This is a genomic window from Treponema parvum, from assembly GCF_017893945.1.
GTDB lineage: Bacteria > Spirochaetota > Spirochaetia > Treponematales > Treponemataceae > Treponema_D > Treponema_D parvum_A.
Window position 1 is genome coordinate 1361072 of the sequence record NZ_CP054257.1, and the last position, 25397, is coordinate 1386468.

At 42.9% G+C, this 25397-nt stretch carries 20 protein-coding genes; 10 read left to right on the forward strand and 10 right to left on the reverse strand.

Annotated features, from left to right (window positions below; genetic code table 11):
- Positions 1-28: 28 nt before the first annotated feature.
- The 3 genes from HRI96_RS06090 to HRI96_RS06100 all read right to left on the reverse strand — a co-directional run bounded on the left by HRI96_RS06090 (position 29) and on the right by HRI96_RS06100 (position 3251).
- Positions 29-877 (reverse strand): carbohydrate ABC transporter permease, encoded by an 849-nt coding sequence (locus HRI96_RS06090; RefSeq protein WP_210116523.1) that lies wholly within the window; start codon positions 875-877, stop codon positions 29-31.
- On the reverse strand, positions 874-1788 hold the full coding sequence (locus tag HRI96_RS06095; protein ID WP_256729167.1) for a carbohydrate ABC transporter permease: 915 nt from the start codon (positions 1786-1788) through the stop codon (positions 874-876). The genes HRI96_RS06090 and HRI96_RS06095 overlap by 4 nt, the downstream gene beginning before the upstream one ends.
- Before the next feature lie 161 nt (positions 1789-1949).
- Positions 1950-3251: an ABC transporter substrate-binding protein gene (locus HRI96_RS06100; protein WP_210116524.1), complete on the reverse strand. Its 1302-nt coding sequence runs from the start codon at positions 3249-3251 to the stop codon at positions 1950-1952.
- A gap of 334 nt (positions 3252-3585) precedes the next feature.
- Between HRI96_RS06100 and HRI96_RS06105 the strand changes: the two genes are divergently transcribed.
- From HRI96_RS06105 to HRI96_RS06125, 5 genes are all read left to right on the forward strand, one after another.
- On the forward strand, positions 3586-5373 hold the full coding sequence (locus HRI96_RS06105; RefSeq protein WP_210116525.1) for a sensor histidine kinase: 1788 nt from the start codon (positions 3586-3588) through the stop codon (positions 5371-5373).
- The gene (locus HRI96_RS06110) at positions 5370-6473 is read left to right on the forward strand and encodes a response regulator transcription factor (protein WP_210116526.1); all 1104 of its coding nucleotides are present in this window, start codon (positions 5370-5372) and stop codon (positions 6471-6473) included. The genes HRI96_RS06105 and HRI96_RS06110 overlap by 4 nt, the downstream gene beginning before the upstream one ends.
- A gap of 268 nt (positions 6474-6741) precedes the next feature.
- A complete protein-coding gene (locus tag HRI96_RS06115) occupies positions 6742-8625 on the forward strand; it encodes an ADP-ribosylglycohydrolase family protein (protein WP_210116527.1) in 1884 nt (627 codons plus the stop codon).
- 83 nt (positions 8626-8708) lie between these two features.
- Positions 8709-10760: an elongation factor G gene (fusA, locus tag HRI96_RS06120; RefSeq protein WP_210116528.1), complete on the forward strand. Its 2052-nt coding sequence runs from the start codon at positions 8709-8711 to the stop codon at positions 10758-10760.
- A gap of 116 nt (positions 10761-10876) precedes the next feature.
- Positions 10877-12001, forward strand: a complete 1125-nt coding sequence (locus HRI96_RS06125) for an ABC transporter ATP-binding protein (RefSeq protein WP_210116529.1) — start codon at positions 10877-10879, stop codon at positions 11999-12001.
- Between the two features lie 74 nt (positions 12002-12075).
- On the opposite strand, the gene dapB is transcribed toward HRI96_RS06125, so the two are convergent.
- Together dapB and HRI96_RS06135 are read right to left on the reverse strand one after the other, a co-directional pair.
- Positions 12076-12855 (reverse strand): 4-hydroxy-tetrahydrodipicolinate reductase, encoded by a 780-nt coding sequence (gene dapB / locus HRI96_RS06130; protein WP_210116530.1) that lies wholly within the window; start codon positions 12853-12855, stop codon positions 12076-12078.
- Positions 12852-14186: an aspartate kinase gene (locus HRI96_RS06135; RefSeq protein WP_210116531.1), complete on the reverse strand. Its 1335-nt coding sequence runs from the start codon at positions 14184-14186 to the stop codon at positions 12852-12854. The genes dapB and HRI96_RS06135 overlap by 4 nt, the downstream gene beginning before the upstream one ends.
- Before the next feature lie 130 nt (positions 14187-14316).
- On the opposite strand from HRI96_RS06135, the gene HRI96_RS06140 reads away from it, so the two are divergent.
- The 5 genes from HRI96_RS06140 (at position 14317) to HRI96_RS06160 (ending at position 19362) form a co-directional block, all read left to right on the forward strand.
- Entirely contained in the window at positions 14317-15027 is a 711-nt protein-coding gene (locus HRI96_RS06140; protein WP_256729168.1) for a queuosine precursor transporter, read from the forward strand.
- A 125-nt stretch (positions 15028-15152) separates the two neighbouring features.
- Positions 15153-16295: an enolase C-terminal domain-like protein gene (locus HRI96_RS06145; RefSeq protein WP_210116532.1), complete on the forward strand. Its 1143-nt coding sequence runs from the start codon at positions 15153-15155 to the stop codon at positions 16293-16295.
- Positions 16296-16308: 13 nt separating this feature from the next.
- The gene (locus tag HRI96_RS06150; protein ID WP_210116533.1) at positions 16309-17574 is read left to right on the forward strand and encodes an ABC transporter substrate-binding protein; all 1266 of its coding nucleotides are present in this window, start codon (positions 16309-16311) and stop codon (positions 17572-17574) included.
- Positions 17575-17628: 54 nt separating this feature from the next.
- Positions 17629-18528 (forward strand): carbohydrate ABC transporter permease, encoded by a 900-nt coding sequence (locus HRI96_RS06155; RefSeq protein ID WP_210116534.1) that lies wholly within the window; start codon positions 17629-17631, stop codon positions 18526-18528.
- Positions 18529-19362 carry a carbohydrate ABC transporter permease gene (locus tag HRI96_RS06160; RefSeq protein WP_210116535.1) on the forward strand — a complete coding sequence of 278 codons (834 nt, stop codon included), beginning with the start codon at positions 18529-18531 and terminating at the stop codon, positions 19360-19362.
- Between the two features lie 539 nt (positions 19363-19901).
- On the opposite strand, the gene hcp is transcribed toward HRI96_RS06160, so the two are convergent.
- The 5 genes from hcp to HRI96_RS06185 all read right to left on the reverse strand — a co-directional run bounded on the left by hcp (position 19902) and on the right by HRI96_RS06185 (position 25373).
- Positions 19902-21542: a hydroxylamine reductase gene (gene hcp, locus HRI96_RS06165; RefSeq protein ID WP_210116536.1), complete on the reverse strand. Its 1641-nt coding sequence runs from the start codon at positions 21540-21542 to the stop codon at positions 19902-19904.
- A 126-nt stretch (positions 21543-21668) separates the two neighbouring features.
- On the reverse strand, positions 21669-22349 hold the full coding sequence (locus HRI96_RS06170) for a Crp/Fnr family transcriptional regulator (protein ID WP_210116537.1): 681 nt from the start codon (positions 22347-22349) through the stop codon (positions 21669-21671).
- 14 nt (positions 22350-22363) lie between these two features.
- Entirely contained in the window at positions 22364-23440 is a 1077-nt protein-coding gene (locus HRI96_RS06175; RefSeq protein WP_256729169.1) for an ATP-binding cassette domain-containing protein, read from the reverse strand.
- Positions 23437-24138 carry a GTP-binding protein gene (locus HRI96_RS06180; protein ID WP_210116538.1) on the reverse strand — a complete coding sequence of 234 codons (702 nt, stop codon included), beginning with the start codon at positions 24136-24138 and terminating at the stop codon, positions 23437-23439. The genes HRI96_RS06175 and HRI96_RS06180 overlap by 4 nt, the downstream gene beginning before the upstream one ends.
- Entirely contained in the window at positions 24135-25373 is a 1239-nt protein-coding gene (locus HRI96_RS06185) for an ABC transporter substrate-binding protein (protein ID WP_210116539.1), read from the reverse strand. Before HRI96_RS06185 ends, HRI96_RS06180 begins: the two co-directional genes overlap by 4 nt.
- Between the last annotated feature and the right edge of the window lie 24 nt (positions 25374-25397).

The following is a 25397-nucleotide window of genomic DNA, read 5'->3' on the forward strand; positions in this document are numbered from 1 at the left end:
TTATAAACGTTAAAACTTCTTTAAACTTTTAGCCTTTCAAACCGCTGGTGCTTATTCCTTCTACAAGGTATTTTTGTAAAAAGATAAAGATAAGCATTACCGGCAATAAAGAAAGCGTAGACATGGCAAACATCGCCCCGTAATCGGACGAAGATCCCGGATCGCAGAAAAGCTTTAGCGCCAAGCTCACCGGATACTGCGTCGTCTGCTTTACATAAAGCAGCGCCGAAAGAAAATCGTCCCAGCGCCAGATAAAAGAAAATATACACGACGTAACTATGGCCGGCACAAGGAGCGGCAGAATTATGACGACAAACGTTCTGTAATAAGAACATCCGTCTATTTTAGCCGCTTCGTCAAGCTCTCTGGGAATTCCGTCTATAAAATTCATCATCAGATATATAAAAAATCCATGTGTGGCAAACCAAGAAGGCACTATGAGAGGAAGATAGGTGCCTACCCATCCCAGATGCAGATACCACAGGTACTGCGGTATCATAAGAATCTGCGCCGGAAGCATCATAGAAACGAGAATCATAGCTTTTAGGAATTTTTTTCCGAAAAAGTGAAGGCGGGACATAGCAAAGGCAACGACGGCGGAAGATAAAGCCGCTCCGAACGTCGCCGTAAGCGAAATAAACAAGGAATTTCTAAAATAGATCGCGAACGTCTGTCCCGGAGTGAATCCCTTCCATCCCGTCCGATAATTGCTTAAAACAAATTCTTTCGGGATAAGCTTAGAAGCCGTAGTAAAAATAGTATTGGTGGGCTTGAATGAACTCATAACCATCCACAAAAGCGGATAGATCATTGAAAATCCTATGATACACACCAATATGTGATAAATGATTTTTTCTTTTGCCTGTCCTTTCATCATACGCCTCCTTCATAAACCCAAAATCTTTTTGTCGCAAACAAAAGCCATGTAAACAGCGCTACCACAAAAAGCATTATCCACGCGAGGGCGGAAGCGTAACCCGTGTTATAAAATTCGAAGGCCTGCCTGTAAACATAAACAGTGTACAAAAGGGTTGAATCCATGGGGCGTCCCTGTGTGATTATGTAACACTGTGTAAACGCCAAAAATCCCTGAATAGTCTGCATTATCAAATTAAAATGGATAGTCGGCGTAAGCAAAGGGAACGTAATTTTCCAAAACTGATGCCATCTGTTGGCTCCGTCAACACGGGCAGCCTCGTACAGCGTGGAAGGGATTTGTTTTAAAGAGGCTAAAAAGATCAACATGGAAGAGCCGAATTGCCATACTGTAAGTAAGATAAGAATCCAAATGGCGGTCGATTTTTCTCCGACCCACGAAAACTGGGTGTTTATTCCTATCAGCCCCAAAAGAGCGTTGATCGTTCCGTTGCTTGAAAACATCCTACGCCACAGTATTGAAACCGCTACGGAACCTCCTAAAATGGACGGAAGATAATAGACTCCTCTGTATAAGCCCGACATCTTCGTCGTATTAAACAAGATCAAGGCGACAACAAGGGCAAAAGCCAGTTTTAACGGAACTGCCGCAAAGGAATATCTGAACGTTACAAACAGGGAACGCCAGAACGTTTCATCATCCGTAAATATTTCTTTAAAGTTTTTAAGTCCATTCCAGACCGGCGGAGAAAGAATATCGTAATTACAAAAAGAATAATAAAACGAAATTAAGATCGGAATAATTAAAAAAACAAAAAAACCGAATATAAACGGAGAAGCAAAGATTAGGCCGGCGCCGCCTTCCGTATTAGCTATTTGTTTCAGTCTGTTCAATCGGGAATTTTTCATCATTTTTATCCTATAAAACCGCGCGGGGAGAAAATTTCAATTTTCCACCAAGCGCAGTTAGCGCGCACTTTGCGCACAGTTTTAAGAAAAGCGAGTATTTGAAGCAGCCGTCGCTGTTATAAGGCTGATCGAACTGCTTCAAATACCTCTTTACATCGCCAACATTATCTGGCTAAAATTTTATTTCCTTCGTCAAAAAACTCCGCTGCGGCTTTTTCCGCCGTGAGCATTCCGAAACATATCTTGTCTACGTATGTGGTCATAGTTTTGTAGACTTGAGGAGCCCCTTGCGGATCTGCGGGAGAGATTGCCGAACAGTTCGGAGAAACTACTGTGTTGATATATTTTATCACGGTCTGCTGAGTCTCATCAAACTTCGGTGCGATCGCATCCGCAACTACGGAAGAAGCGGGGATTCCTCGTTCTCCTAAAAGAACGTTGTTGCAGTCTACTGAATTTGTTATATAGTTTATAAGCTGTGCGGCGATCTTCGGTTCTTTGCTGTCCACGGATACGCAGAAGAACTGACTGGGTTTAAGATAATTTGCTTTTATCGGGTCTTTTGCAGGCCACGTGGTAATGCCGAGTTTCATCCCTTCAGGAGCGGCCTTTGTAAATGCGCTAAGTTGATTTGACCAAGCAAAGGCACACCATGACATATTGGAACCCGAACTGCCGTATAGCAAAGACGACTGTTCTACGGAACCTAACGTGCGCTCGGCAAATACGGTTGGAGAAATCATCCATCCTTCCTTCGTGCCTCTCTCGTAGATAGTGAAAAAAGCTTTTAAGTTTTCAACCGTCGCATTGAATTTTTTATCGCCGAAAAGCTCTACGCCTTCGCCTCTCATGAAATATGTAAGGAATATATTTCCGCCGTATGAGGGATTCGTCTTATAACCCGTCTTTTTGTAAATTTCTGCGGAGAGCTGCATAAATTCTTCAATGGTCATATTGTCTTTTACCGTGATCCCGTTAGCGTCGAGAAGTGTCTTGTTATAGAACAATGACGGAGCGTTTACTCCGTTGCATATAGCGTATACTTTTCCGTCCACGGAACCGGAAGCCAGAATTCCCTTGTTTATGTTGCTTACGTCCAAGACCTTGTCGTTGATATAGGGCGTTAAATCAACAAGAAGATTTTTGCTCACATACTGAGTAATATATTGATAGTCCATCTGTATTACGTCCGGCATCTGCTTTCCGGCGGACGACGCGGCCAACTTGCTCCAATAGTCCGCCCATTCTGCAAACTGCGGATCAAATTTAACGCCCGGGTTTTCAGCTTCAAACATAGAAAGGATTTTCTGTGTTCTTTCGTTTCTCGTCTGGTTTCCCCACCAGAACATCGTAAGTTTTGCTTCTTTAGAAGCCCCTGACTTTTTGTTTTCCGCCTTTTTGCATCCTGTTACGAGTAATGCCGCAGCAAGACAAAGGCCTGCTGCGATCTTTAATACTTTTTTCATTAAAACCTCCTGTTCTAAACCTAGATAACTTGCTTTTTATAAGAGTATCATACCGTTTTTTTACTCTGTAAATCCTATAAATCGGCTTCATAGTATAAAAAACCGATTTTTATGCAAAAAATAGCAGCGGTGCCTTGCGGCGAGCGCAAAGTTTCCCGTGAAAAAGGCAAGTAAAAAGCGAAGCGTCCGGTGTGGTTCGGTTGTCGTGGTTTAGGGCTTTATGTATCGTATATTTTGATGATATAATTATATTTACAGTTTAACAAATTTGCCTTTCGGCAAACATCGCAAATTATATGTGCGCAAAAAGCGCATGAATGCGAAATTAAATTTTATGTTCGTATTAAAAAAACTTATCAAAAGAATCGAAGACGTTTTGAACAATTTTTCTCTGCTAAAAAAAATCCTATTTATAATTATTTTTTCAGGAACCGTGTTTTTCTGCGGATTTTCAATCATCGCCTTATATTACGTAACGAAAGCGAACACTAAAATGCTGTATTTGGAAATAGCAAAGAATCTCGTCTATTCGGGAAATAAAATATCTTCCACGCTGCGCTTGGCCGAAAACATGAGCAACCTTATGCTTTCCGACGGCACTATACAGCAGCAACTCTTTATATCAAGTCAAAACAACGACCATAATACAAGAAGCACTGCATACAAATTACTGTACGATTCTCTTATCGCATATTCGTTCGAACTTCGTCCGCTCTGCATATCCGCCGCGCTTCTTGCAAACAACAAGTACCATATTCCTTCCGACATAAGCCTTGAGAGAACTCTGCCCGAAGATTTAAGAAATAAAATTATAACCGAGTCGGATCGGCTGTTGGGCGCACCAGTATGGATAACCGAATACGGCGAAACGCATGGAGTCTTTATGGGCAGAGCTGTCCGCCGCATAGAAAATTTAAGCCTTGAAATTTTGGGCGAAGTAATATTTCAGCTCGACATGAACAGGCTGGTCAAAGAGTCGTCTTCAGCTTACGGCGAACACGAACCGTCTTTTATTTTTTTTAAAGACGGAAAGGTGTTTTATAAATACGGCATAAACACCGGCGAAAAATTTTCCGACATTCTGCATAAAATTCCTCAAAAATTATCCGGCAGAGAATACGGAGTTATAAAGATAAACAGGGACGATTTTTTCGCCGTAAAAAGCGCCGTTCCCGGATACGATTGGGAATACGTGTGCCTCGTCCCTTACGGCGAAACGGCAAAAATCCTTAAATATACGGCCATAATATATTTTACAGTCATCGGTTCGGGAATTCTGTTTTCGATTCTTTTCTCTTCGGTAACTATAGGCGCTGTTTCAAAACACATAAATTATCTTGTATCAAAGATCACAACCTTCAGGGGCGACAGCAAACAGATAATTCCCGTACGCTATGATTATTCAAAGCGGAGCGACGAAATAGGAATACTTCACCAACAGTTTGACCTTATGGTGCAGGAAATAAATAATCTGATACAGATGAATTATAAAAATGAACTTTTAATGAAGGAAGCCCAGCTTACGGCGCTAGAAAACCAAATAAATCCACATTTTCTTTATAATACGCTGGAATCGGTAAATTGGCGCGCAAAGATGATCGGTGCAAAAATAATTTCGACCATGGTGGAATCTTTGGGTAAACTTTTGCGCATAACGCTTAACAACTCTTTGACCGAACACACAATAAAAACGGAACTGGAGCTTGTAGACTGCTATCTTACAATCCAAAAAATTCGCTTTGAAGAGAGGCTCAACGCTTCGATTATTTCCGATCCTCAATTAAACAACTGCAGAATTCCCAAACTCAGCATTCAACCGCTTGTCGAAAATGCGATACATTATTCCGTTGAAAATTCTACCGAAGCGTGTGACATTATTATTAAGATAGAGGAATCCGGAGAAAATATAAAGATAAGCGTAAGCAACAGCGGTTCACGATTTGTTAAAGACACTCTTGAAAAGCTTAAAAGCGGCGTCATGAAAAAACACAGAACCGGACTTGGACTTTTGAACATCGACAAAAGAATAAAATTAACTTTCGGCACGGAATACGGACTTTCTCTGTATAATAAACATGAGATGGCCGTCGCTGAAATATTGATCCCGAAGGAATACGTATGAAAACCGCGCTGAGGATGATAATCGTTGACGATGAAAGGATCATCCGAGAAACAATACGATCACTGATAAACTGGAAAGCTCTCGACGTCGAAATCGTAGGCACCTGCAAGGACGGAATAGAAGCCTACAATGCAATACTTGACGAATATCCCGACATCGTTCTCACGGATATCAAAATGCCCGGCTTTTCAGGGCTCGAACTCATTGAAAACATAAAAAAAATCGACAGCGATATAGAATTTATCATCCTAACCGGCTACGAAGAATTCGCTTTTGCAAAGACTGCGATGCGTTTCGGAATACGGCATTATCTTTTAAAACCTTGCAACGAAAAACAAATAGTCGAAGCCGTTAAAGAAATACAAAAAAGTATATCTAAAAGAAATTCCGATTGGAAACTTCGTTCCGACGAAATTTATGACATTTATAAAAACGATATGACTGGCGACAGTACCGTATCGTCTATGGAAAAGCTTTTAAACCGCATACAGGAGGCGGATCTTCAATCACGCAAAAAGATTTTCATCGACATGGGGAAAATCCTTGAGACCGTAACAGATAAAGAATTTTTGGTATTTTTGCTTTCTGGACTTTTGATCAAATACGCGGACAGAAGAGACATAGCTTACAGTCCCATGCAGATTATGGACTATGTTATGGAACTAAAGCGCATGAATACGACGGATGAAATACTTTCTTCATTTCTTAAAACGCTGCCCGTCATCTTTCCGCCTATGCTTATAGGAACCAGAAGCGTGGCGGATTTCATATCGAAGCTTATAGCCTTTGTTGAAACTCATATAGACGAGCAAAGCCTTTCGTTGAAATATATTTCCGAACATTATCTTTTTATGAACGTGGACTATGTTAGCAAACAATTTGTAAAACAGACAGGTTATCGTTTTTCGGATTTTTTAAACCGTAAACGAGTCGAAAAAGCCAAACAGCTTTTAACAGTACAGGCGGATGTTCAAATTTCAGATGTCGCGGAAAAGATCGGCTTCGGAAATAATCCTCAATATTTTTACCTTATATTTAAAAAATACACGGGGATGACGCCTATGGCCTATATAAACTCATGGAAAAACAAAATGGCCTAGCCGTCGGCTTCAGGTGCGTGTTTTTGCCCGGGAAACATGCCGATGCAACAGTGTTTTTTTATTAAGTAAGATAGCAATTGTCCGAGTTTTGTGTTACACTCGTTTTATGTCTGTAATTCCTCTTGCGGTATGTTTTCTAGCCCAACTATACCACAAATTCCAGACTTTAAATTAAAAAGTACTTGTGTTATCTTAGACAGTAGTGAAAACTTGTAATGTTTTCTGGAAATGCCATAAAAACCATTCAAATGGAAATTTGGAGATAAAGATGAATGATTCTAATTATTTTGATCATGTATACGGCGGTTGGCTGGGAAAATGTCTGGGTGGCGCGGCCGGCACTCCGGTTGAAGGGATAAAAAAACTTATCGACCGCGACTTCAGAGAAGTGATTCGGCCGGATTTACCCAATGACGATCTGGATATGCAGTTGCTTTGGCTGGAAGTTTTGGAAGAGAAAGGCCTTTTACTGACGGCAAACGATTTGGCAAAAGCGTGGGACGAGCATTGCTGGTATCCCTTCAGCGAATACGGCATTTTTCTAAAAAATTATGAAAGAGGCATTATGCCGCCGTACAGCGGAAGCTTTAACAATCCGTTTTTTTGTGAAGGCGAAGGGTGCCCGATTCGTTCGGAGATATGGGCTATGGTATTTCCGAACGACCCGGACAAAGCCGCTTATTACGCCGGGCTTGACGGCAGTCTTGATCATGCAGGCGAATCGGTTTGGATTGAACAATATTACGCGGCGATCGAATCCTGTGCTTTCACGGGGACGGATATGACCGAGTTGTTAAAAAGTCAATTACATTTTTTACCGGAAGACTCACGCGCGCTCGGATGCGCTTCGCTGGTGTTCTCATTGGCGGAACAAGGTATCGCCGATTGGCGAAAAGTCAGAACCGCGGTTTTACAAAAATACGGCCATAATGATTTTACCAACTCCATCACCAATCTGGGGCTCATGCTTATCGCCCTTTTATACGGCAAAGACAATTTGCAGACGGTAATAGACATAGCTTTCCGCAGCGGCTTCGATACGGATTGTACGTGCGCAACCGCTGCGGCAATTTGGGGCATACTGTATGGCGCAAAAAAAATTCCCGAAGAGTTGAAAGCTCTGGTTAACGACGGCTATGTGGTAGGAATCGACATCAAAAGCGATTGCCGTTCCATATATCGCTTATCAGAGCAAACCTGCCGGTTAGGCGAAACGCTGAAGAACGGAAGTCTGTTAACGCCGCCCCGCTGCGAGCAAAAATTCGATGAAGCAATTCATCAGGAAATCCGGTATTCGGATCAGCCGGCTATCGGATTCCAAGACAGATGCCGCATCAAGCTTGTAACGCAAAACCGGTCGAACCAAGCATACAGCCTTCATAGCCGAATTGAAAATTTGCCGTCAGGCTGGGTTGTAGAACCGCAGTATCGGGATTTTTTGCTTCCTGCAGGAGAAACCGCTGAAACAGAATTTTGTATCCTAACCTCCGACCAAATCAAATCAATCGCAAATATCAACAAATTAAAAGTCGTTACGGCCGAGAGAGAAAGACCTGAACAAATCGCCGAATTGAGTTTCGGTATTGCAGGAGCAATGGACTGGATCGGAGTCGGTCCTTTTTTTGAAAATTTAGAAAAAAAAGATTTACCGAATATTCCGGCTGCCCATGACGAAGACACTGGACGGCCAACCATGGAATGCAAGGTCAATAATGCGGTTTATCTGGATAAAGCTTATATTGATGAAAATGATTTTACGGCAGCTTTTTCAACTCAAGAAAAATGCATCATCCGCGGCTATGAAGATTTATTGCCGCTTGATCAAACGTTCGGATGTCGGGGACAAATTTGCGTTTATTTGCAACAGGAAGTTATATCTCCAAAAGATCAAGACCTTTGGGTCATAATCGGTAACAATGACGGTTTTGTGCTTTGGGTAAATGACGAAAAAAAATTATGCTATGACGAGATGCGATTGTGGACTCCGTATAATCATTACGAGCTCGTACATCTTAAAGAAGGGAAAAACAGGATTGTTTTAAAGCTCCTGCGCAGGGGCGAACAGTTCCGCTTCTGTCTAGGCTTTCGGAAATATGACGGCGAACATTTCCATAAAAAGCGGTGGTGCACGGATTTATCGGTAACACGCTGAAATCAGGCTGCGCAAAATTTAAGGCTTGTTGCAAAATAAGTAATTTTTAAGTTGGCGGATTTTTGTCCGCACTAGGATTTACCATGCTTGATAAAATGCGAAATATAGGGATTATGGCTCACATCGATGCGGGAAAGACAACCACTACCGAGCGGATCCTTTATTACACAAAAAAAATTCATAAGATAGGCGAAATCGACGACGGACAAGCTACTATGGACTGGATGACTCAGGAACAGGAAAGAGGCATAACCATTCAGAGTGCCGCTACTACAACTTACTGGAAAGGCTTTCAGATCAACATAATCGACACTCCCGGCCATGTCGATTTTACGGCTGAAGTGGAGCGTTCTCTTCGCGTTCTTGACGGCGCCGTCGCAGTTATCTGTGCGGTTGACGGAGTTCAGCCGCAGACGGAAACCGTATGGCATCAGGCCGACAAATTTAAAGTTCCGAGAATTTGTTTTATGAACAAAATGGACAGAATCGGGGCGGATTTTTTTAATTCGATGGACGACGTCGCTCAAAAATTCGCGGTTCAATGTCTTGCGTTACAAATTCCGATAGGGCAGGGGCAGGAATTTGAAGGCGTCATCGATCTGATTAAAATGAAAGAGATTCGATGGAACGCCGACGACGAAGGAGAAACCCTTAGCGAATGCGACATTTCTTCCGAGCGCATAGAAAGTGCAAAAAAATGGCGGGAAAAACTTGTAGATACGGTTGCGTCTTCAGACGACAAACTCGGAGAACTCTATCTTGAAGGAAAAGAAATATCCGCCGAACTTTTAAAAGACGCAATCCGTAAAGGTACCGTTAATAGAATATTTGTGCCGTTTGTTATGGGATCCGCCCGCCACAATCAAGGCGTGCAGCCGCTCATCGACGCGGTTGTGGATTATCTTCCTGCGCCCGACGAAGTTCCTCCTGCGGAAGGAATACACATAAAACGCGACAAAGAAGAAAAAGTACTTGTTCCGTGCAAGACTGACGGAATGCCGCTCGGTCTTGTATTTAAAATTCAGTACGACAAAGAGATGGGATCGCTGTGCTATGTTAGAATGTATTCGGGCAAAATTACAAGCGGAAGTCAGATTTACAACGTAGGAAAGAAAAAAAGAGAGCGCGTAAACCGTATACTGCGTATGCACGCGGATAAAAACGAGCCGATCGACAGCGTATCCGCAGGCGACATTGCAGTTTTTATCGGGTTGAAATTTGCGCAGACGGGAGACACGCTCGGAAGCGAAGGGATGCCTGTTTCTCTTGAAAATATGAAATTTCCCGAGCCTGTAATCTCCATTGCTATAGAACCGGAAACCCTTTCCGACCGCGATAAATTGAACGAAACGCTTGGTATCCTTTCAAAAGAAGATCCGACATTTACCTTTCACGAAGATGCGGAAACAGGCCAGCTCATCATAAGCGGTATGGGAGAACTCCATCTGGACGTTCTTGTTACAAGGATGAAAGACGATTTTAAAGTCAACGCGCGCGTCGGAGCTCCTCAGGTTACATACCGTGAAGCGGTAACAGTTGCCGCAGAACACACCGAAAATTTCAGTAAGGTGCTTGCAGGTAAAGAAAATACGGCGGGAATTTCAGTCCGAGTGGAGCCAAGGCCTCAGGGACAAGGAAATTCCTACGCTTGTACCGCCAAGACTAAAGACATTCCTGAAGAAATCGTCGCCGCCGTTAAAAACGCATTTGAAGCGGCGCTCGCTTCGGGTATAAAATACGGCTACCCATGCACGGATACTGCCGTTACCGTTACCGATCTTGCGTGGAATGAACTTACCGGCACTCCGTTCGCTTTTGAAGCCTGTGCCGCGCAGGCCTTCGATCACGCTTGCAACGCCGCCTCTCCCGAACTCTTGGAGCCGGTCATGAACGTTGACATAACCTGCCCCAAAGAATTTGTAGGAGAAGCTATGAGTCAAGTGACTCAACGCGGCGGAATTATCTTAGGGCAGGATTCAAGACCCTCCGGAGAATTGATCCATGCGCAAGCACCGATGGCAAAGATGTTCGGCTTTTCCACTAATCTCAGATCCGCGACGCAGGGCAGGGCTTCGTTCAGCATTGAATTCAGCCATTTTCAGATAAAGCCGGGCGGCCTTAATTCGGCGTACTAAGCTTACGATAAAATCAGATTTTTCATTAAATTAACAAAATCAGCGTAATTTGCCTTGACGGCGATCTCATGTAGTTATATCATTAAAATAATAATATAACCCCAAGGGAGGCCAAAATGGCTAAGGTAGAATTAAAACATATCGGCAAGATATATCCCGACAGCAACATGCACGCTGTAAAGGATGCCAACATTACTATTGAAGACCGCGAATTCTGCGTATTCGTAGGACCTTCAGGCTGCGGAAAATCCACAACTCTCCGCATGGTCGCGGGACTTGAAGACATTACGGAAGGAGATCTTTTTATCGACGGTGAAAAGATGAATGACGTTCCGCCGAAAGATCGCGACATAGCTATGGTTTTCCAAAACTATGCCTTGTATCCTCATATGAGCGTATACGACAATATGGCCTTCGGTCTTAAAATTCGTAAAATGGACAAGGCTGAAATCGATCGTCGCGTTCACGAAGCCGCAAAGCAGCTCGATCTAGAACAATATCTGAACCGCAAACCTAAAGCTCTGTCCGGCGGTCAGCGACAGAGAGTCGCCGTAGGACGCGCTATCGTACGCAATCCTAAGGTATTTTTGTTCGACGAACCTCTTTCAAACCTCGACGCCAAACTTCGCGTAACCATGAGAGCTGAAATTTCAGCCTTGCACAACCGTTTGCAGGCTACGATGATCTATGTTACACACGATCAGATAGAAGCTATGACCTTAGGAACAAAGATCGTCGTCATGAAAGACGGACAGATACAGCAGATCGGAGCGCCGCTCTATCTTTACAACAATCCCATAAATAAATTCGTAGCCGGCTTTATAGGAACGCCGCCGATGAATTTCCTTAGCGTTACGATAAAAGAAGAAGGCGGAAAGATCATCGCCGACGAAGGCTCGTTCTCATTTGTTCCGACGGCAGCTCAGCAGGCAAAACTTAAGTCCTATGTAGGTAAGTCGATTTCCTTCGGTATTCGCCCGGAAGACGTGACTTTTGTTGAAAAACCGGCAAGCGAAAACAACATGTCCCTTAAGATTATGAACCAGGAACCGCTGGGAGCCGAAACTCATCTTTTCCTCACGTCGGAAAAAGGTCAAAACATGATCGTACGCACAAGCCCGAAAAATATTTATCACCTCGGCGACACGGTCAACTTTGTTCCGAACATGGAAAAAGCGAAATTTTTTGATAATACGGAAGCTGAGCTGAATATTTGCGATCAGATCGAGAAGAACTGGTAATATTCTACATTAAGCAGCGACAGGCCGTCGACGGATAAATGTCGGCGGCCTTTTTATTTTTAAGGCGGGTTCGATTAAAACAAATCTTTCATTGTATACAGTTTTCCCGCAGAAATCGTATGATTTTTTATACATGTTAACAACTTTTCTGCAGCAATAACCGCTCCCAACGCAAAGCCTTCACGGTTACGGGCACGGTGAGTAAGTTCTATTGTGTCGGCGCTGCTGTCAAACCAAACGGTATGAGTTCCGGGCGTATATCCGCATCGGGTGCTTGACACGTGCAGCTGTTCCGTTTGGGGCTTTCCATGGAAAGCGTCGGTTACAAGTTCCTTTTTTACAGGATCGTTTGACAATATTCGTTTTGCGATTTCCAATGCGGTTCCGGACGGACTGTCAGCTTTTTGATTATGGTGCATTTCCCAAGTCGCAATATCGTACTCGGGAAATTCCTTTACAAGTTTTACAGCTTCCTCTATTATTTTGTAAAAAAGATTTACGCCGATTGAAAAATTCGACGAAGCCATTATAGTTCCGCCGCACGAAGCTGCAAATTTTTCGATTTCGGTCATTTCATTGTTCCATCCCGTCGTTCCCACGATCATTGGGATTTTAGTCGGTAAAACGGCCTTTATGTTTTCAATTATCGCAGAAGGGTGACTGAAGTCTATAACACATTCCGCACCGCTTTTTTCAACCGCTTCGGCTACGGCCTTGCCGCTTCCCACAGGAACACGGACGCTCGCGTCTTCCGAAAAAACATCGATAGTCGCGACTATGTCGTGCTTGCGTTTTTTTGCAACGTCGGCAATCAAGTGTCCCATCTTGCCGTAACCGATAAGAGTCATTTTCATTTTGTTTCTCCGAAAAATGCTTTATGCAGGATTTTTACTACGTCCGACGATTGATCTTCGTTACAAATAAAACTTATGTTTACTTTTGAAGCTCCCTGACTGATCATCTGTACGTTTATATTGTTTCGGGCAAGGGCTGTAAAGCCTTGAGCTAAAATTTCGCTCGTAGATGCAACGTCGCATATTATGGCTATTATAGCCTTTCCTTTTTTTACATTGACATCGGCAACTTTCTTAAGATCGGCCACAAGCCCGTCCAAATTTGTTTGCGTATTTATAGTAAGCGACACGGAAACTTCACTGGTCGCAATCACGTCGATGCTTATATTCCATTTTAAAAACTGATTGAATATATGCGCAAGGAAGCCTGCGGCTCCGATCATACGAGTAGAAACGATGTCTATGAGGGTTATGTTTTTTATAGACGTAATCGCACATACGGGATTGGTTTTTTGAGTGTGTTTTGCAACTATGATAGACCCAGGACTTTCAATATTATAGGAATTCTTTACGCGAACGGGCGTTCCTGTACGCAAACACGGAACCATCGACCTGGGATGCAAAATTTGAGATCCGAAAACGGCCAGTTCCTGAGCTTCTTCATAAGTCACTTCAGGAACGGGGCGTGCATCGGGGCAGATACGCGGATCCGCCGTTAAAATGCCGTCTACATCCTTCCACGTTTGGATTTCTTCGGCACACATTGCAGAACCCAGCATCGTAGCGCTTAAATCGCTTCCTCCGCGCCCCAATGTTGTGATATGACCTTCTTTATCTTTTGCGATAAAACCGGTAACTATCGGAATAGCGTCGTTTTTTCCGTTTTTGTAATCGTCAAGATGCGACGGAATAAGGCGCCATACGGATTCGTCAAGTTCCGCAGCCATGTAATTGCTGTCGCTTATAAAGCCTATATCCCATGCATCGTAAAACTGCGCAGGCAGCCCTTCTTTTTGCAGATAAGCGGCCATTATTCTTACGGACATCCTCTCACCGAATGAAACAAGGTAGTCGCGTGTGCGCTTGGTAAGCTCTTTTAACATGCAGATTCCCGTCAAAAGCTGTTGAAGTTCCGCTTGCAGATCGACGATGGGAGAGGGTAAAATACCCAATTCTTTTTGTGTCTTTTCGTGCAATTCCATAACCTTTCGTATGTCAATGGTACCTTTCACTGCGGTTTCCGCAGCTTCAAGCAAGTGATCCGTCGTATCCCCCATTGCGGAAAGCACTACGACAGGCCTTTTTCCCTTGTATGCTTTGATAATCTCTGCAACATGGCGTATACGCTCCGCATTTGCGACGGACGAACCGCCGAATTTCATGACGATCATGATTCACTCCTAAATCACGCGAATATTCACCGAACACTATACTGAAAACCGAATAAACATGCAAACATCCGTCTCATCAATTTGCTTGCAAGATCTTAAAAAGAAATGTATGTTATGCAAAAAAATCGATATGGGTGATAAAATGTCTAATGAAATTCTTTTGTGCTTGTCGCTGCTTTTTTCCTACGGCGGGCTTCTTGTTTTTTTTAAATTATTCGGAAGATCGGGCTTATATACTTGGATGGTTTTTACGGCGATAACCGCAAACATCGAAGTATTGATCTTAGTGAATGCCTTCGGCCTTGAACAGACGCTGGGTAATACGCTTTTTGCCGCAAGTTTTCTTGCGACTGATATATTAAGTGAAATTTACGGCAAAAAATCGGCGAACAAGGCTGTGTTCATAGGAATAGCGGTTTCCGTTTCCTTTATCGTAATCACAAATCTGTGGCTTTTATATACTCCTTCTCCAAACGATTGGGCGTTCCCTTCGATCAAAAAAGTTTTTTCAAACACTCCCAGAATAATGACGGCAAGCCTCATAGGCTATGCGGTTTCGGAAATATTCGACGTGTGGGCTTATCACGCTTGGTGGAATTTCACTCAAAAAAAGACGGGTTCAAAAGAAAAATTTTTATGGCTAAGGAATAACGGTTCAACTCTCGTTTCACAGTTCATAAACATAGTGATATTCAATTTTTTAGCTTTTTGGAAAATCTACGATCTGAAAACGCTCATAAACATAACCGCTTCCTGCTATATAATTTACATTTTTACAAGCCTTTTGGATACGCCTTTTATCTACTTGGCAAAAGCGATGCGTCCGGCGCAGGACAAGTGAGCAAAGCGGCCTAATTTTGAGTTTTACCAAACTCAAAATTAGGCCAAAATATAAAATATCTTTACAAAAAATAAAATATATTCTATGATAAATTATAAAATGTTTATGAAATATGGCAGGCCTATATGAAAATAATCAAAGCTGAAGCGTTCAAAATTCATTTCAAATCGGTTATGGTACGCGATGCGGAAGGGCATTCCCATCCGGAAAAAGAACACGACGCAGCCGCAGGTTTTTTAAGGATCACCTGTGACGACGGAACGGAAGGCTGCGCCGTTGACGGAAATATGAACGTAGATATTCTGCAAAACGTAGTCTGTCCCGCGATAATCGGCGAAGATCCGTTCTTTCACGAGCGGATTTGGCAGAGAATGCGCACGTGGCAAAGGCTTCATTCCACATTTACCGACCGTTCGTTGTGCGCCCTCGACCTTGCGCTGTGGGACATATGCGGTAAAAAATGCTCTCAGCCGGTTTACAAACTGCTAGGCGGCTTTAGAGAAAAAGTTCCCGCCTATGCTTCCATCATGGTAGGCGATAATTTTGAAGGCGGTCTGAATACGCCTCAAGCCTATGCGGATTTTTCTTTAAAATTGCTGAAAAAAGGATATAAGGCCATAAAACTTCATACGTGGATGCCGCCCATAATCCCCGAACCTGATCCTAAGCTCGACGTAGCGGCGTGCCGCGCAGTCCGCGAAGCGGTAGGGCCGGATATCGAACTTATGCTTGACCCGTACCACGATTATACGCGTCAGGAAGCGTATTATATAGCAAAGGAATTGGAAAAACTTAACTTTTTGTGGATGGAAGAACCCATGGACGAACATTCCATGTCTTCGTATAAGTGGCTCACCAAAGAAGTCGATCTTCCTATTTGCGGTCCTGAAACAGCTGAAGGTAAAAACCGCTCGAGAGCGGAATGGATAATTTCAGGAGCTTCCGACATAGGCCGCGCGGGATCTGAAGTTACCGGCGGTATCACAAGTTTGATGAAATCCGTTCATCTTTACGAATCGTTCGGCATGAGCCTTGAACTTCACGGCAATACTATAGGAAATTTGCACGTGCTCGGAGCCATGCCCATAGCGGGTAAATATTACGAGCGAGGACTTTTACATCCGTTCCTCGACTACGACAAGCCGAAACCGTGGTTCAAATCAATCTACGATCCTTTGAATGCGGACGGTACGGTTACGATTCCGACAAAACCGGGGTTGGGCTGGGATTTCGATTATGACTATATATTAAACAATAGGATTAAATAAAGGGGGACTTTATATGAAACGTTTGATGTTACTGAGCGCTCTGGCAGTTCTCAGTATTGTGCCTGTATGTGCGAAGGGAGAATCGGAGACAAAGACCGGAAACGGGCCGGTGACAATACACCACTGGTATTGGGTTCCTAACGCCGATAACGAAAATTACTCCAAACTTATCGCGGAATTTAACGCTACTCATCCGAATATCAAAGTGGAATGGGAAAATGTTCCGCAAAAGGATGTGCGCACAAAATTCATCACGGCATACCAAGTAGGCGAGGGGCCCGACACCTTTGGCATGAGCGAAAACTGGGTAGCCGAATTTGCCGCTATGAATATGCTTGAGCCGCTCGACGGCTACATTTCAAAATGGCCGGGTAAAAACGACATATTCGATAAGGTATGGCCGAGCAGTAAAATTAACAACGTGCAATACGGCATGCCGTGGAAACTGCTTGTAACTTACATGTACTACCGAAAAGACTGGTTCAAAGAAGAAGGGCTTTCCGTTCCGCAGAACATGGATGAATTCGTAAAAGTCGCAAAGGCTCTTACCGGTAAATATAAGGATGAAAGCGGACAGACTCTGGACCGTTACGGATTCGGCTTGAGGGGCGGAAGGGGAAACGCTCAGTGTTACTATATTTGGGTTCAAAGCTACGGCGCAAAACTTTATGACGATAAAGGAAATGTAGCTTTTAATACTCCGCTTGCCGTAGAAGCGACGCAAAAGTATTTGGATCTTTATCAAAAAGAAAAAGTTACTCCGCCTTCAGCCGTCGGCGACGGTTTTTCGGAAGTGGTAGGCGCTTTTAAAAGCGGACGGACTGCAATGCTGCATCACCACATAGGTACTTATGTAGAAATCACTCAGGCGCTGGGCGATAAGGTCGGCGTCATGCTGTTTCCCGCAGGCCCGACGGGTTACCGCTGGTCCGAAGGTTCCGTTATAAACCACGGTATCAGCTCTATTTCAAAAAATAAGGAAGCGGCGTTTACGTTTATAAGCTGGATGAGTGAAAAATGGGCGGTAGAATTTCAAAGCCGCTATTTAGGCTCTGTTCCGATCACAAAAAGCGTAGCGGATCTGCCGTATTTCAGAGACAATCCGTTCTACGCGATGTCCAATGAATCCGTAAAATATGTAGGACCTTGGCCTAAGACGATCAACTGGGCTTCCGTCATAGATTCCACCACCGTAAAACTGCTGCAGCAGGCTCTTATGGGACAGATAACCGCTCAGCAAATGGTAGAATCGATTTCCGCAGAACTGGCAAAAAAATAACTATCTTCACAGTCCGAGTTTTCGCTCGGACTGTTTTTTTAGGAGACCGCATTTATGGTGGAATTGAAAAAAAGTCAAAAATGGTATCCGTACGTTTTGATTTTGCCTACTTTTCTGGCTATAGGAATCATTCTTCTTTATCCCATGTTCAAGGGACTCATGTTAAGCTTTCAAAACTATATACTGAGTAAACCCGTTCCGAAAAACGAACGCTTTATAGGATTGGGAAACTATATAGAGATGTTTAAAGATCCTATCTTTTTGATTTCACTTAAAAAGACGGCTTATTGGATTGTTTTTTCAGTGGGTCTTCAAGCTTTTATCGGGCTTGTCGTAGCTTTAGTATTGGATCAAAAATTTCCTTTGAGGGCGCTTGTGCGCGGTCTGGTATTGATTCCGTGGGTCTTGCCGAGCGTAGTTTCAGCGCTGCTCTGGTCGTGGATCCTTGACGGAACATACGGTCTGTTTAACGATTGGCTTATGAGGCTGCACATTATAAACCAAAATATTCCTTGGCTGGCAAACCCCAAGACGGCGTTCGGTTCGGTCATCGCCACAAACGTATGGAAAGGGTTTCCTTTTTTTGCGATAAGTTTTTTAGCCGGCTTGCAAGCCATCCCTAAAAATCTTTATGAAGCGGCCGAAATCGACGGCGCGAACATGTGGCAGCGTTTTTGGGCTGTTACAATGCCGCATTTAAAGCCCATATTGATAACTTCTACCGTGCTGCGAATAATATGGACTGCAAATACGACCGACCTTATCTTTACGATGACGCAGGGCGGCCCGGGATATACTACGAATGTGCTTGCTTTGTATACTTATCTTAAAGCGTGGAGCGAACTTAACTTCGGATATTCGTCGGCTATGGCTATAATCCTTATGGGCATAATAATAGTGTTTATCAGCATCTATATCAGATTAATAAATAAAAGTAGGGAAGGGGGAATTTAAATGAAAAAGAATGTCGCAAAGCGTTTGCTTTTAGTATGGATTCCTGCATTGCTGATCAGCTTATATTCCCTAATTCCGCTTGCATGGGCGTTTATTACATCCGTAAAACCTGAAAACGAAATACACACCCCTGTGGTAAAGTATTGGCCTGCCAGCCCGACTTTAAAGAACTATGCTTCGGTAATAAAAACGACCGATTTTCCGAGACAATTCAAAAACAGTGCGATAGTTTCGGGGTGTACTACGCTGTTGTGCGTGTTTATTTCAATTACCGCAAGCTATGCTTTCAGTCGCTTTCGTTTTAAAGGTGAAAACACCTTAAGAAAATTTTTACTTTCGAGTCAAATGTTTCCCAAGGTTCTCATAATCATACCGCTTTTTGTTATCATGAGAGGATTGCATTTGCTAAACACAAAAGGAAGTCTCATATTCGCATATACTTCTTTTTCTCTTCCGTATGTTATATACATGCTGATCGGTTATTTTGCGGGCATCCCGCAAGACCTCGACGAAGCAGCAACGATCGACGGTTGTTCCAGAACGGGCGTTCTTTTTAAAATAGTACTTCCGCTGGCTTTGCCCGGAATCATAGCGACTGCGATCTACGCCTTTATACACGCATGGGATGAGCTCATGTTTGCCGTAATGTTTACTTCAACCGCAGCTCAAAGAACTTTACCTGTAGGTCTTAACATGTACATAGGCGAATACGGAATCGAATGGGGAAGTTTGTGCGCCGCTTCAATTCTTACTTCGTTGCCCGTAGTTTTGCTGTTTATGTTCTTACAGCGATACTTGATTGCAGGAATGACGAGCGGCGGCGTCAAAGAATAAAAATTCTATTCTTGCCGGTTCGCCGGGTTCGGTCGCCATGCCGCATTGGCTGACTTGTGCCGGCGCCGTACCCAGTGCCACTTTATACAGGCAAACACACAGATTACTTTACTGTAAAACCGGCTAATGGAAAGCTAAAAATAAGTCTGCGCAGAAATGTTATCGATCGAGATATTTCAATCATGGTAACTAAATAATAATGCAGATTCTTGCCATAAAATTTTTATTCTCCGACGACCCGATTATTATGGGATTTTCATAACATTTACAACTATCAATAATGTATATTCTGTCTACCAAATAAAAATATTTTCAGACTGACCATCCCTATTTTATTTTTATGGCTAAACAACACCTATGCTTTGAGTCTTGGCCGTCTCTTTTATAGTTTATAACGCATCCATGCGGCTTTTGCTGTTAATGGAGTACCACGCTGTTGATCTTTGGGAATGAAATAAAAAACGCCCATCGTCTCCATTGATAGAATTATTCGACGAAGAAAATGAGCGTCTGAAATCGCTTGAGCTTTTTGTTAATAATTATTCTCCAAAAAAAAGTTTCATATCATCATCGACTGTGCCTATGCCGCTGATTTTAAACTTTTCAACTAAAACTTTTGCAACATTTGCGGAAAAGAAAGCCGGTAAAGTCGGTCCCAAATGAATATTTTTTACACCTAAATACAAAAGCGCAAGCAATACTATCACGGCTTTTTGCTCGTACCATGCAATATTATAAATGATCGGCAAATCGTTTATATCTTTTAGACCGAAAACTTCCTTTAATTTCAGCGCGATAAGGGCAATTGAATAAGAATCGTTACACTGCCCTGCATCCAAAATTCTCGGAATTCCTTCTATATCGCCAAGATTTAATTTATTGTATTTGTATTTCGCGCATCCGGCGGTTAAGATAACGGTGTCTTTGGGAAGCGCTTTCGCGAAGTCGGTATAATAATTTCTCGCTTTTGCTCTTCCGTCGCAACCGCCCATTACCACAAATTTTTTTATGGCGCCGCTTTTGACTGCATGAACGACCTTGTCGGCAAGAGCGATCACTTGATTATGTGCAAATCCGCCTATAATTTGTCCGCTTTCAATTTCTACAGGAGGCAAACAAGTCTTAGCCTGTTCTATTATCTGTGAAAAGTCTTTTGTCTCGCCGATATCCCCTGAAATATGCTTACATCCCGGAAATCCGGCAGATCCTGTCGTATAGAGCCTGTCTTTATAACTCGGCTTGGGCGGAACTATACAGTTTGTGGTCATTAGAATAGGACCATTGAAACTCTCGAATTCTTCCTTTTGTTTCCACCATGCGTTTCCATAATTGCCTACAAAGTGGGGATATTTTTTAAATACGGGATAATAATGTGCAGGAAGCATTTCAGAATGTGTATACACATCAATTCCCGTTCCAGTTGTCTGCTCGAGCAACATTTCCATATCTTTCAGATCGTGACCGGATATGAGGATACCGGGATTTTTACCCACGCCTATGTTTACCTTTGTGATTTCAGGGTTTCCGTAAGCGGAAGTGTTTGCACCGTCCAGCAACGCCATACCTGCAACGCCGTATTTTCCGGTTTCTAATGTAAGTGCGACAAGTTCATCAATACCGAGACTGTCATCAAGTGTTTTGGAAAGAGCTCGTTGCAAAAAGGCATCCGTTTCTTCATCGTCTTTTAAAAGTGCATTTGCATGTTTACTGTATGCGGAAAGCCCTTTGAGGCCGTAAATTATAAGTTCCCGTAAACTTCTTATATCTTCATTTTTAGTGGCGAGAACCCCGACGCTTTTCGCTTTTTCAGCGTACGTATTTTTATCTCTGTCGTCCCACATTGCCGCTTCGGAAAGACCTTTCTTGTCTTTTAATAAAGCTAAAAGCTCTTGTTTTTTATTCAATGTTAAAATGATTTTATCTGTGATCGCACCTTCATCAAAATTGGCATTCGTGATGGTTATAAAAAGATTCAATGTAACCAAGTGATTTATTTCTTTGGGAATCTTAACCCCTTCCTCTCTAAGCCTTGTAGTAATTTCCGAAATTCCTTTGCTGGCATATATCAGCAAATCCTGCATAGCGGCTACCGAGGGGGATTTCCCGCAAACTCCCATTTGCGTACATCCTGTGCAACCGGCTGTTTCCTGGCACTGATAACAAAACATCTTATTTTCCATACAGACCTCCTATTGCAAATCCTCACACGGCGTTGTTTTACCCTTCCCAAGGCGACCGTATGAGTGCATATGTCAATAAGATATTCCGTAGTTATAAAATTTTCCGTAACCTGTGTTACAAATATGTCATATATCGCAGATATCTTTCATCTTTTTAAGGTCAAAGATGCGGATAGCTTTTTTGTCAATGACAATGAGGCCGTCTTCTTGCATTTTCATAAGTTCGCGGGACAAAGAAGGTCTTGTGACATTTAGAAAATCAGCAAGTTCTTCCCTGTTCATGTTGACTTCGACCGTATTGTCTTCTCTTTTATTTTTTAAAAAGAGCTTTGCGATTTTTTGTCTTAACCCGGAGCACGAAAGTATTGAAAGCCGCCGGTTAAGGTAATAAGTTTTGGAAGCAAAAATATAAAGCATGTTTAAAACGATCTTTTGATGAATTATTTCGGGAATACCGTCGGATTGAAAAAGATTAGGCTTTTCAATTTCCAAGACTTTTGAATCGCAAAGAACCTGTGTATAATGATCGTAAGTTTTCCGGTTCAAAAACAAAAAAATTTCACCGAAAATTTCTCCGGGTTTATCGAACAATGCGAGTATGCTCCGCTTTCCGCTGCCGGTGTCGTTGCAGACCGCAACGACACCTTCTACAAGCAAATACATACTCTTGGGAACATCGCCTTGCAAAAAAATAAATTCGTCTTTGCGGTATTCAGTGATTTTTGCGCGGGTTTTTACGATAAATTCTTCTATCTCTTCAATTGTCATTCCCGCAAATAAAGGACTTTTTTTCAAATTTTCGATCATTTTTATTCCGCCTTTTACCTATTGTTTTGAACCTGCGGCAAGAGTTCGGGTTTTAGAATTTCTCCTGAACGGAGACTTCTTCTTGCTTCCTGCATGACGGAATCTATGCTGTTTAAATACACCAACAATTCTTTTTCCTGCTTACTTGTCTCGATCACGGCATGAATACCGCCGTTTTTGATTACGATTCTTCTGTCCGCCATGAGAGCCAAAAGCGGATCATGGGTCGCCATAAGCACTATCTTATCCTGAGATACCAGCAGGTCAAGCGCCTTTTTTCTGTCTATTCCGGCGTTTTCTATTTCGTCGATGAGAACGATGGGAGAAGCGCTCAGCACCGCAGTATCGGCTATCATAAGAGCTCTTGACTGACCGCCGCTCAAACTTGTTACTGGCGTTTCCGCCAAAAAACTCTCGCCGGCAAGTTTATTGGCTTCAAGCAAAATTTTTTCAGCTACTTTTTCAGGATTCTCTACCATCCGGCTTGCCGCGTGCATCCTGATAAATTCTCCGGCGCTTAAGTCTATTACAAAATTCATGTTTTGAGAAAGCTGGGCTACTAATTTTTTGTTGGCGGAATATCGCCATTTAAAATCGGGCTTTTCGCCGTTTATCATTATGCTTCTTCCGGTGGGAGTGTCGCCCCACGCCGCCCATTCAATATCCGCAAGCAGCCGGCTTTTACCGGAACCAGTAGGTCCTACTATAGCCACAACTTGAGAAGGCAGTATGGTAATCTTTCCGAAAGTTTCTTTTTCTTTACTTTTATTATGTCCTGCAAGAATTGTCAGAGATTTTACGATGTTTTCTTTTTTTATCCCAAGAAAATCAATCATCTGACGGATATAGGACGTAAGGTCGTCTAAAATACGATCGGTGTCCATAGCCTTATCTTCCGAGGCCTCTTCTTTAAGATCTTCCAAAAAAGTCTTTAACGTTTTATCTTCATAGCCGCTTATATCAAGCGTGTTTTGTTCAAAAAAATCCGCGGCAAACGGATATTCATGTAAAATACTTTTGAGTTTTTTTTCTGCGATATTATCATTCTTATCCGCACAGGTTTTATCCGCCGGCATTTCTGTATGTGTCATTTTTGCCCGTCCTCCCAGACCATCTTTCTTGTATTCCCGAGCTGATAATTTTCTCCTATCCGTGTTTCACCCAGACAATAAGAGCACATCGCTGAAGGCATCGGGAAACGGAGCTTCATTCCGCGCACAGTCTGTATGTCAACCGTATTGCTCTCCAAGACGGTGCTTAATTCAAAAGCCCCCTGCCCGCTCAAACCGTTTACATGCATTACCATAGCCTTGGGATTTACCGTACTTACCCTGGAAGCGAATACTTCTCGTTCCGCCTGGGACACTATGTCGCCTTTTGTAATCACTACCACATCAGCCGATTTGAGCATGGGACCGATCTTTTTAGGCGTATTTATCCCTGAAAGATTGTCAATGACGCAAACGCCCGTGATTTCCGCCAGGTACGGAGAACAACGGTTGCAGAGTCCTGCAGATTCCGTAATCAGAATGTCAAGTTTTTCTTTATTTCCCCATAAAACGACATCTTCGATATTGGAAGCAAAAAAATGATCGGGGCACAGTCCGCCTGAAAGTCCTTTTTTCACCGGTACGGCTGCCTTTTCGTATAAAAGGTCGTCATCCGTATACAGACAGTCGAATTTTACAACGCCTACTTTTTTACCTTTGTTTTTAAAAGCGTCGATGATTTTTAATATCACGGACGTTTTCCCCGACGAAGGCGGGCCTGAAAATATTATCAAATTCATATTTGCACGCTTCCCATACCGCTATTAAAGACAGCTTCCGCTTCCTTTAATACTTTTGCGATATCATTTGAATGGATAAAATCCCAACCGGGCCACATGAATTTTTTGTCTTTTGAAAGGTGATTATCCATCGCCGGATGCGTGGAAGGAAATTTTCCGTCCGCCGAAAGAACGGATCCCATAGACGGTGAAAAAAGAAAGTCGACGACGGGTTTTACCTTGTCTTTTGAAGATTTTTTTGACAAAAAGAATATGGGACTTATTATCGCTCCGTCTTCAGGCCATACGGTTTTCATGGGACCGTCTTCCTTCGCCATCCATGTAAAAAAATACGGCATAACTGTAACGATCGGCGTGTCGGGAGTCCTTTTTCCTCCGTTTTTTACCATTTGAGAAGGATGCATGGATGAAACGACTCCCCTGCCAAGAGCGGCAAGCCCTTCTTTACCGTACTTTGTATATATCCCTAACAGAATGGCGTTAAAAAGATCCAAGTCTCTCATCGGGATTGCAATCGTATTTTCAAATTCGGGTTTTAAAAGATCCGCCCAGCTTTTCGGCATGGGCCTGTCGCCCAAAAGAGCCGTGTTTACCATAAAAATAGCCGGAACCACTCCTATTATCTTATATTGCCGGCGAGGATCTTTCAGATCGATGTAATCGTTGTCAAAATCGGAATTAAGTTTTTCAATACCTGTTATATCTTCAAAAACGCCTTCGTCTTTATAATGCCCCATGAGTTCTTTATCGAAAAAGAAACCGTAACCGGCTGAAAGATATATGTCCGCAAGTTCGCTTGCGTCCTTGCTCTTTGCCACATGTTCTTTAAGCCAGTCGATTCCCATGCTGGCGGCCTGTAACTCGTAATTTATACCGGCTTTTTGCGTCTCAAGCCAATTGTCCAGTTTTTCAAGCATCTGCATCCTTATCGGACACGGAAGCACTCCCATGAGTTTAACATCGCTTTCCGAGGTGTTTTTTTTGCTGCCGGCAAGACCGTCCTGAACGGTACTCTTCCCCGATTCTATCGTCTCTATCATACGCTTTTCAAACGCGTCGATATCGATATGTTTGCTTTTTAAAGCTGTTTCCACCGATATTGTCTTTGCCACAAGGTTTCGTAAGACTTTATTTTTTAGGTTTTCAAAGCCGTTGGCGGCAAAAAGCTCAATAAGTTCGGGGTATTTTTCCGTAACGTCATATACGGTATCTTTTAATGAAAAATAGCTATTCATATGTTTCTCCCATGAATTTTAGGT

Excerpts from the sequence above, each read along its gene's own strand:
- HRI96_RS06115 (WP_210116527.1), top strand. The coding sequence starts at position 6,742 with ATGAATGATTCTAATTATTTTGATCATGTATACGGCGGTTGGCTGGGA.
- HRI96_RS06125 (WP_210116529.1), top strand. The coding sequence starts at position 10,877 with ATGGCTAAGGTAGAATTAAAACATATCGGCAAGATATATCCCGACAGC.
- HRI96_RS06100 (WP_210116524.1), bottom strand. The coding sequence starts at position 3,251 with ATGAAAAAAGTATTAAAGATCGCAGCAGGCCTTTGTCTTGCTGCGGCA.
- HRI96_RS06135 (WP_210116531.1), bottom strand. The coding sequence starts at position 14,186 with ATGATCGTCATGAAATTCGGCGGTTCGTCCGTCGCAAATGCGGAGCGT.
- HRI96_RS06180 (WP_210116538.1), bottom strand. The coding sequence starts at position 24,138 with ATGAATTTGATAATATTTTCAGGCCCGCCTTCGTCGGGGAAAACGTCC.
- HRI96_RS06170 (WP_210116537.1), bottom strand. The coding sequence starts at position 22,349 with ATGATCGAAAATTTGAAAAAAAGTCCTTTATTTGCGGGAATGACAATT.
- HRI96_RS06110 (WP_210116526.1), top strand. The coding sequence starts at position 5,370 with ATGAAAACCGCGCTGAGGATGATAATCGTTGACGATGAAAGGATCATC.
- HRI96_RS06090 (WP_210116523.1), bottom strand. The coding sequence starts at position 877 with ATGATGAAAGGACAGGCAAAAGAAAAAATCATTTATCACATATTGGTG.
- HRI96_RS06145 (WP_210116532.1), top strand. The coding sequence starts at position 15,153 with ATGAAAATAATCAAAGCTGAAGCGTTCAAAATTCATTTCAAATCGGTT.
- HRI96_RS06150 (WP_210116533.1), top strand. The coding sequence starts at position 16,309 with ATGAAACGTTTGATGTTACTGAGCGCTCTGGCAGTTCTCAGTATTGTG.
- HRI96_RS06155 (WP_210116534.1), top strand. The coding sequence starts at position 17,629 with ATGGTGGAATTGAAAAAAAGTCAAAAATGGTATCCGTACGTTTTGATT.
- HRI96_RS06160 (WP_210116535.1), top strand. The coding sequence starts at position 18,529 with ATGAAAAAGAATGTCGCAAAGCGTTTGCTTTTAGTATGGATTCCTGCA.
- HRI96_RS06105 (WP_210116525.1), top strand. The coding sequence starts at position 3,586 with ATGTTCGTATTAAAAAAACTTATCAAAAGAATCGAAGACGTTTTGAAC.
- hcp (WP_210116536.1), bottom strand. The coding sequence starts at position 21,542 with ATGGAAAATAAGATGTTTTGTTATCAGTGCCAGGAAACAGCCGGTTGC.
- HRI96_RS06175 (WP_256729169.1), bottom strand. The coding sequence starts at position 23,440 with ATGACACATACAGAAATGCCGGCGGATAAAACCTGTGCGGATAAGAAT.
- HRI96_RS06185 (WP_210116539.1), bottom strand. The coding sequence starts at position 25,373 with ATGAATAGCTATTTTTCATTAAAAGATACCGTATATGACGTTACGGAA.
- HRI96_RS06095 (WP_256729167.1), bottom strand. The coding sequence starts at position 1,788 with ATGATGAAAAATTCCCGATTGAACAGACTGAAACAAATAGCTAATACG.
- HRI96_RS06140 (WP_256729168.1), top strand. The coding sequence starts at position 14,317 with ATGGGTGATAAAATGTCTAATGAAATTCTTTTGTGCTTGTCGCTGCTT.
- fusA (WP_210116528.1), top strand. The coding sequence starts at position 8,709 with ATGCTTGATAAAATGCGAAATATAGGGATTATGGCTCACATCGATGCG.
- dapB (WP_210116530.1), bottom strand. The coding sequence starts at position 12,855 with ATGAAAATGACTCTTATCGGTTACGGCAAGATGGGACACTTGATTGCC.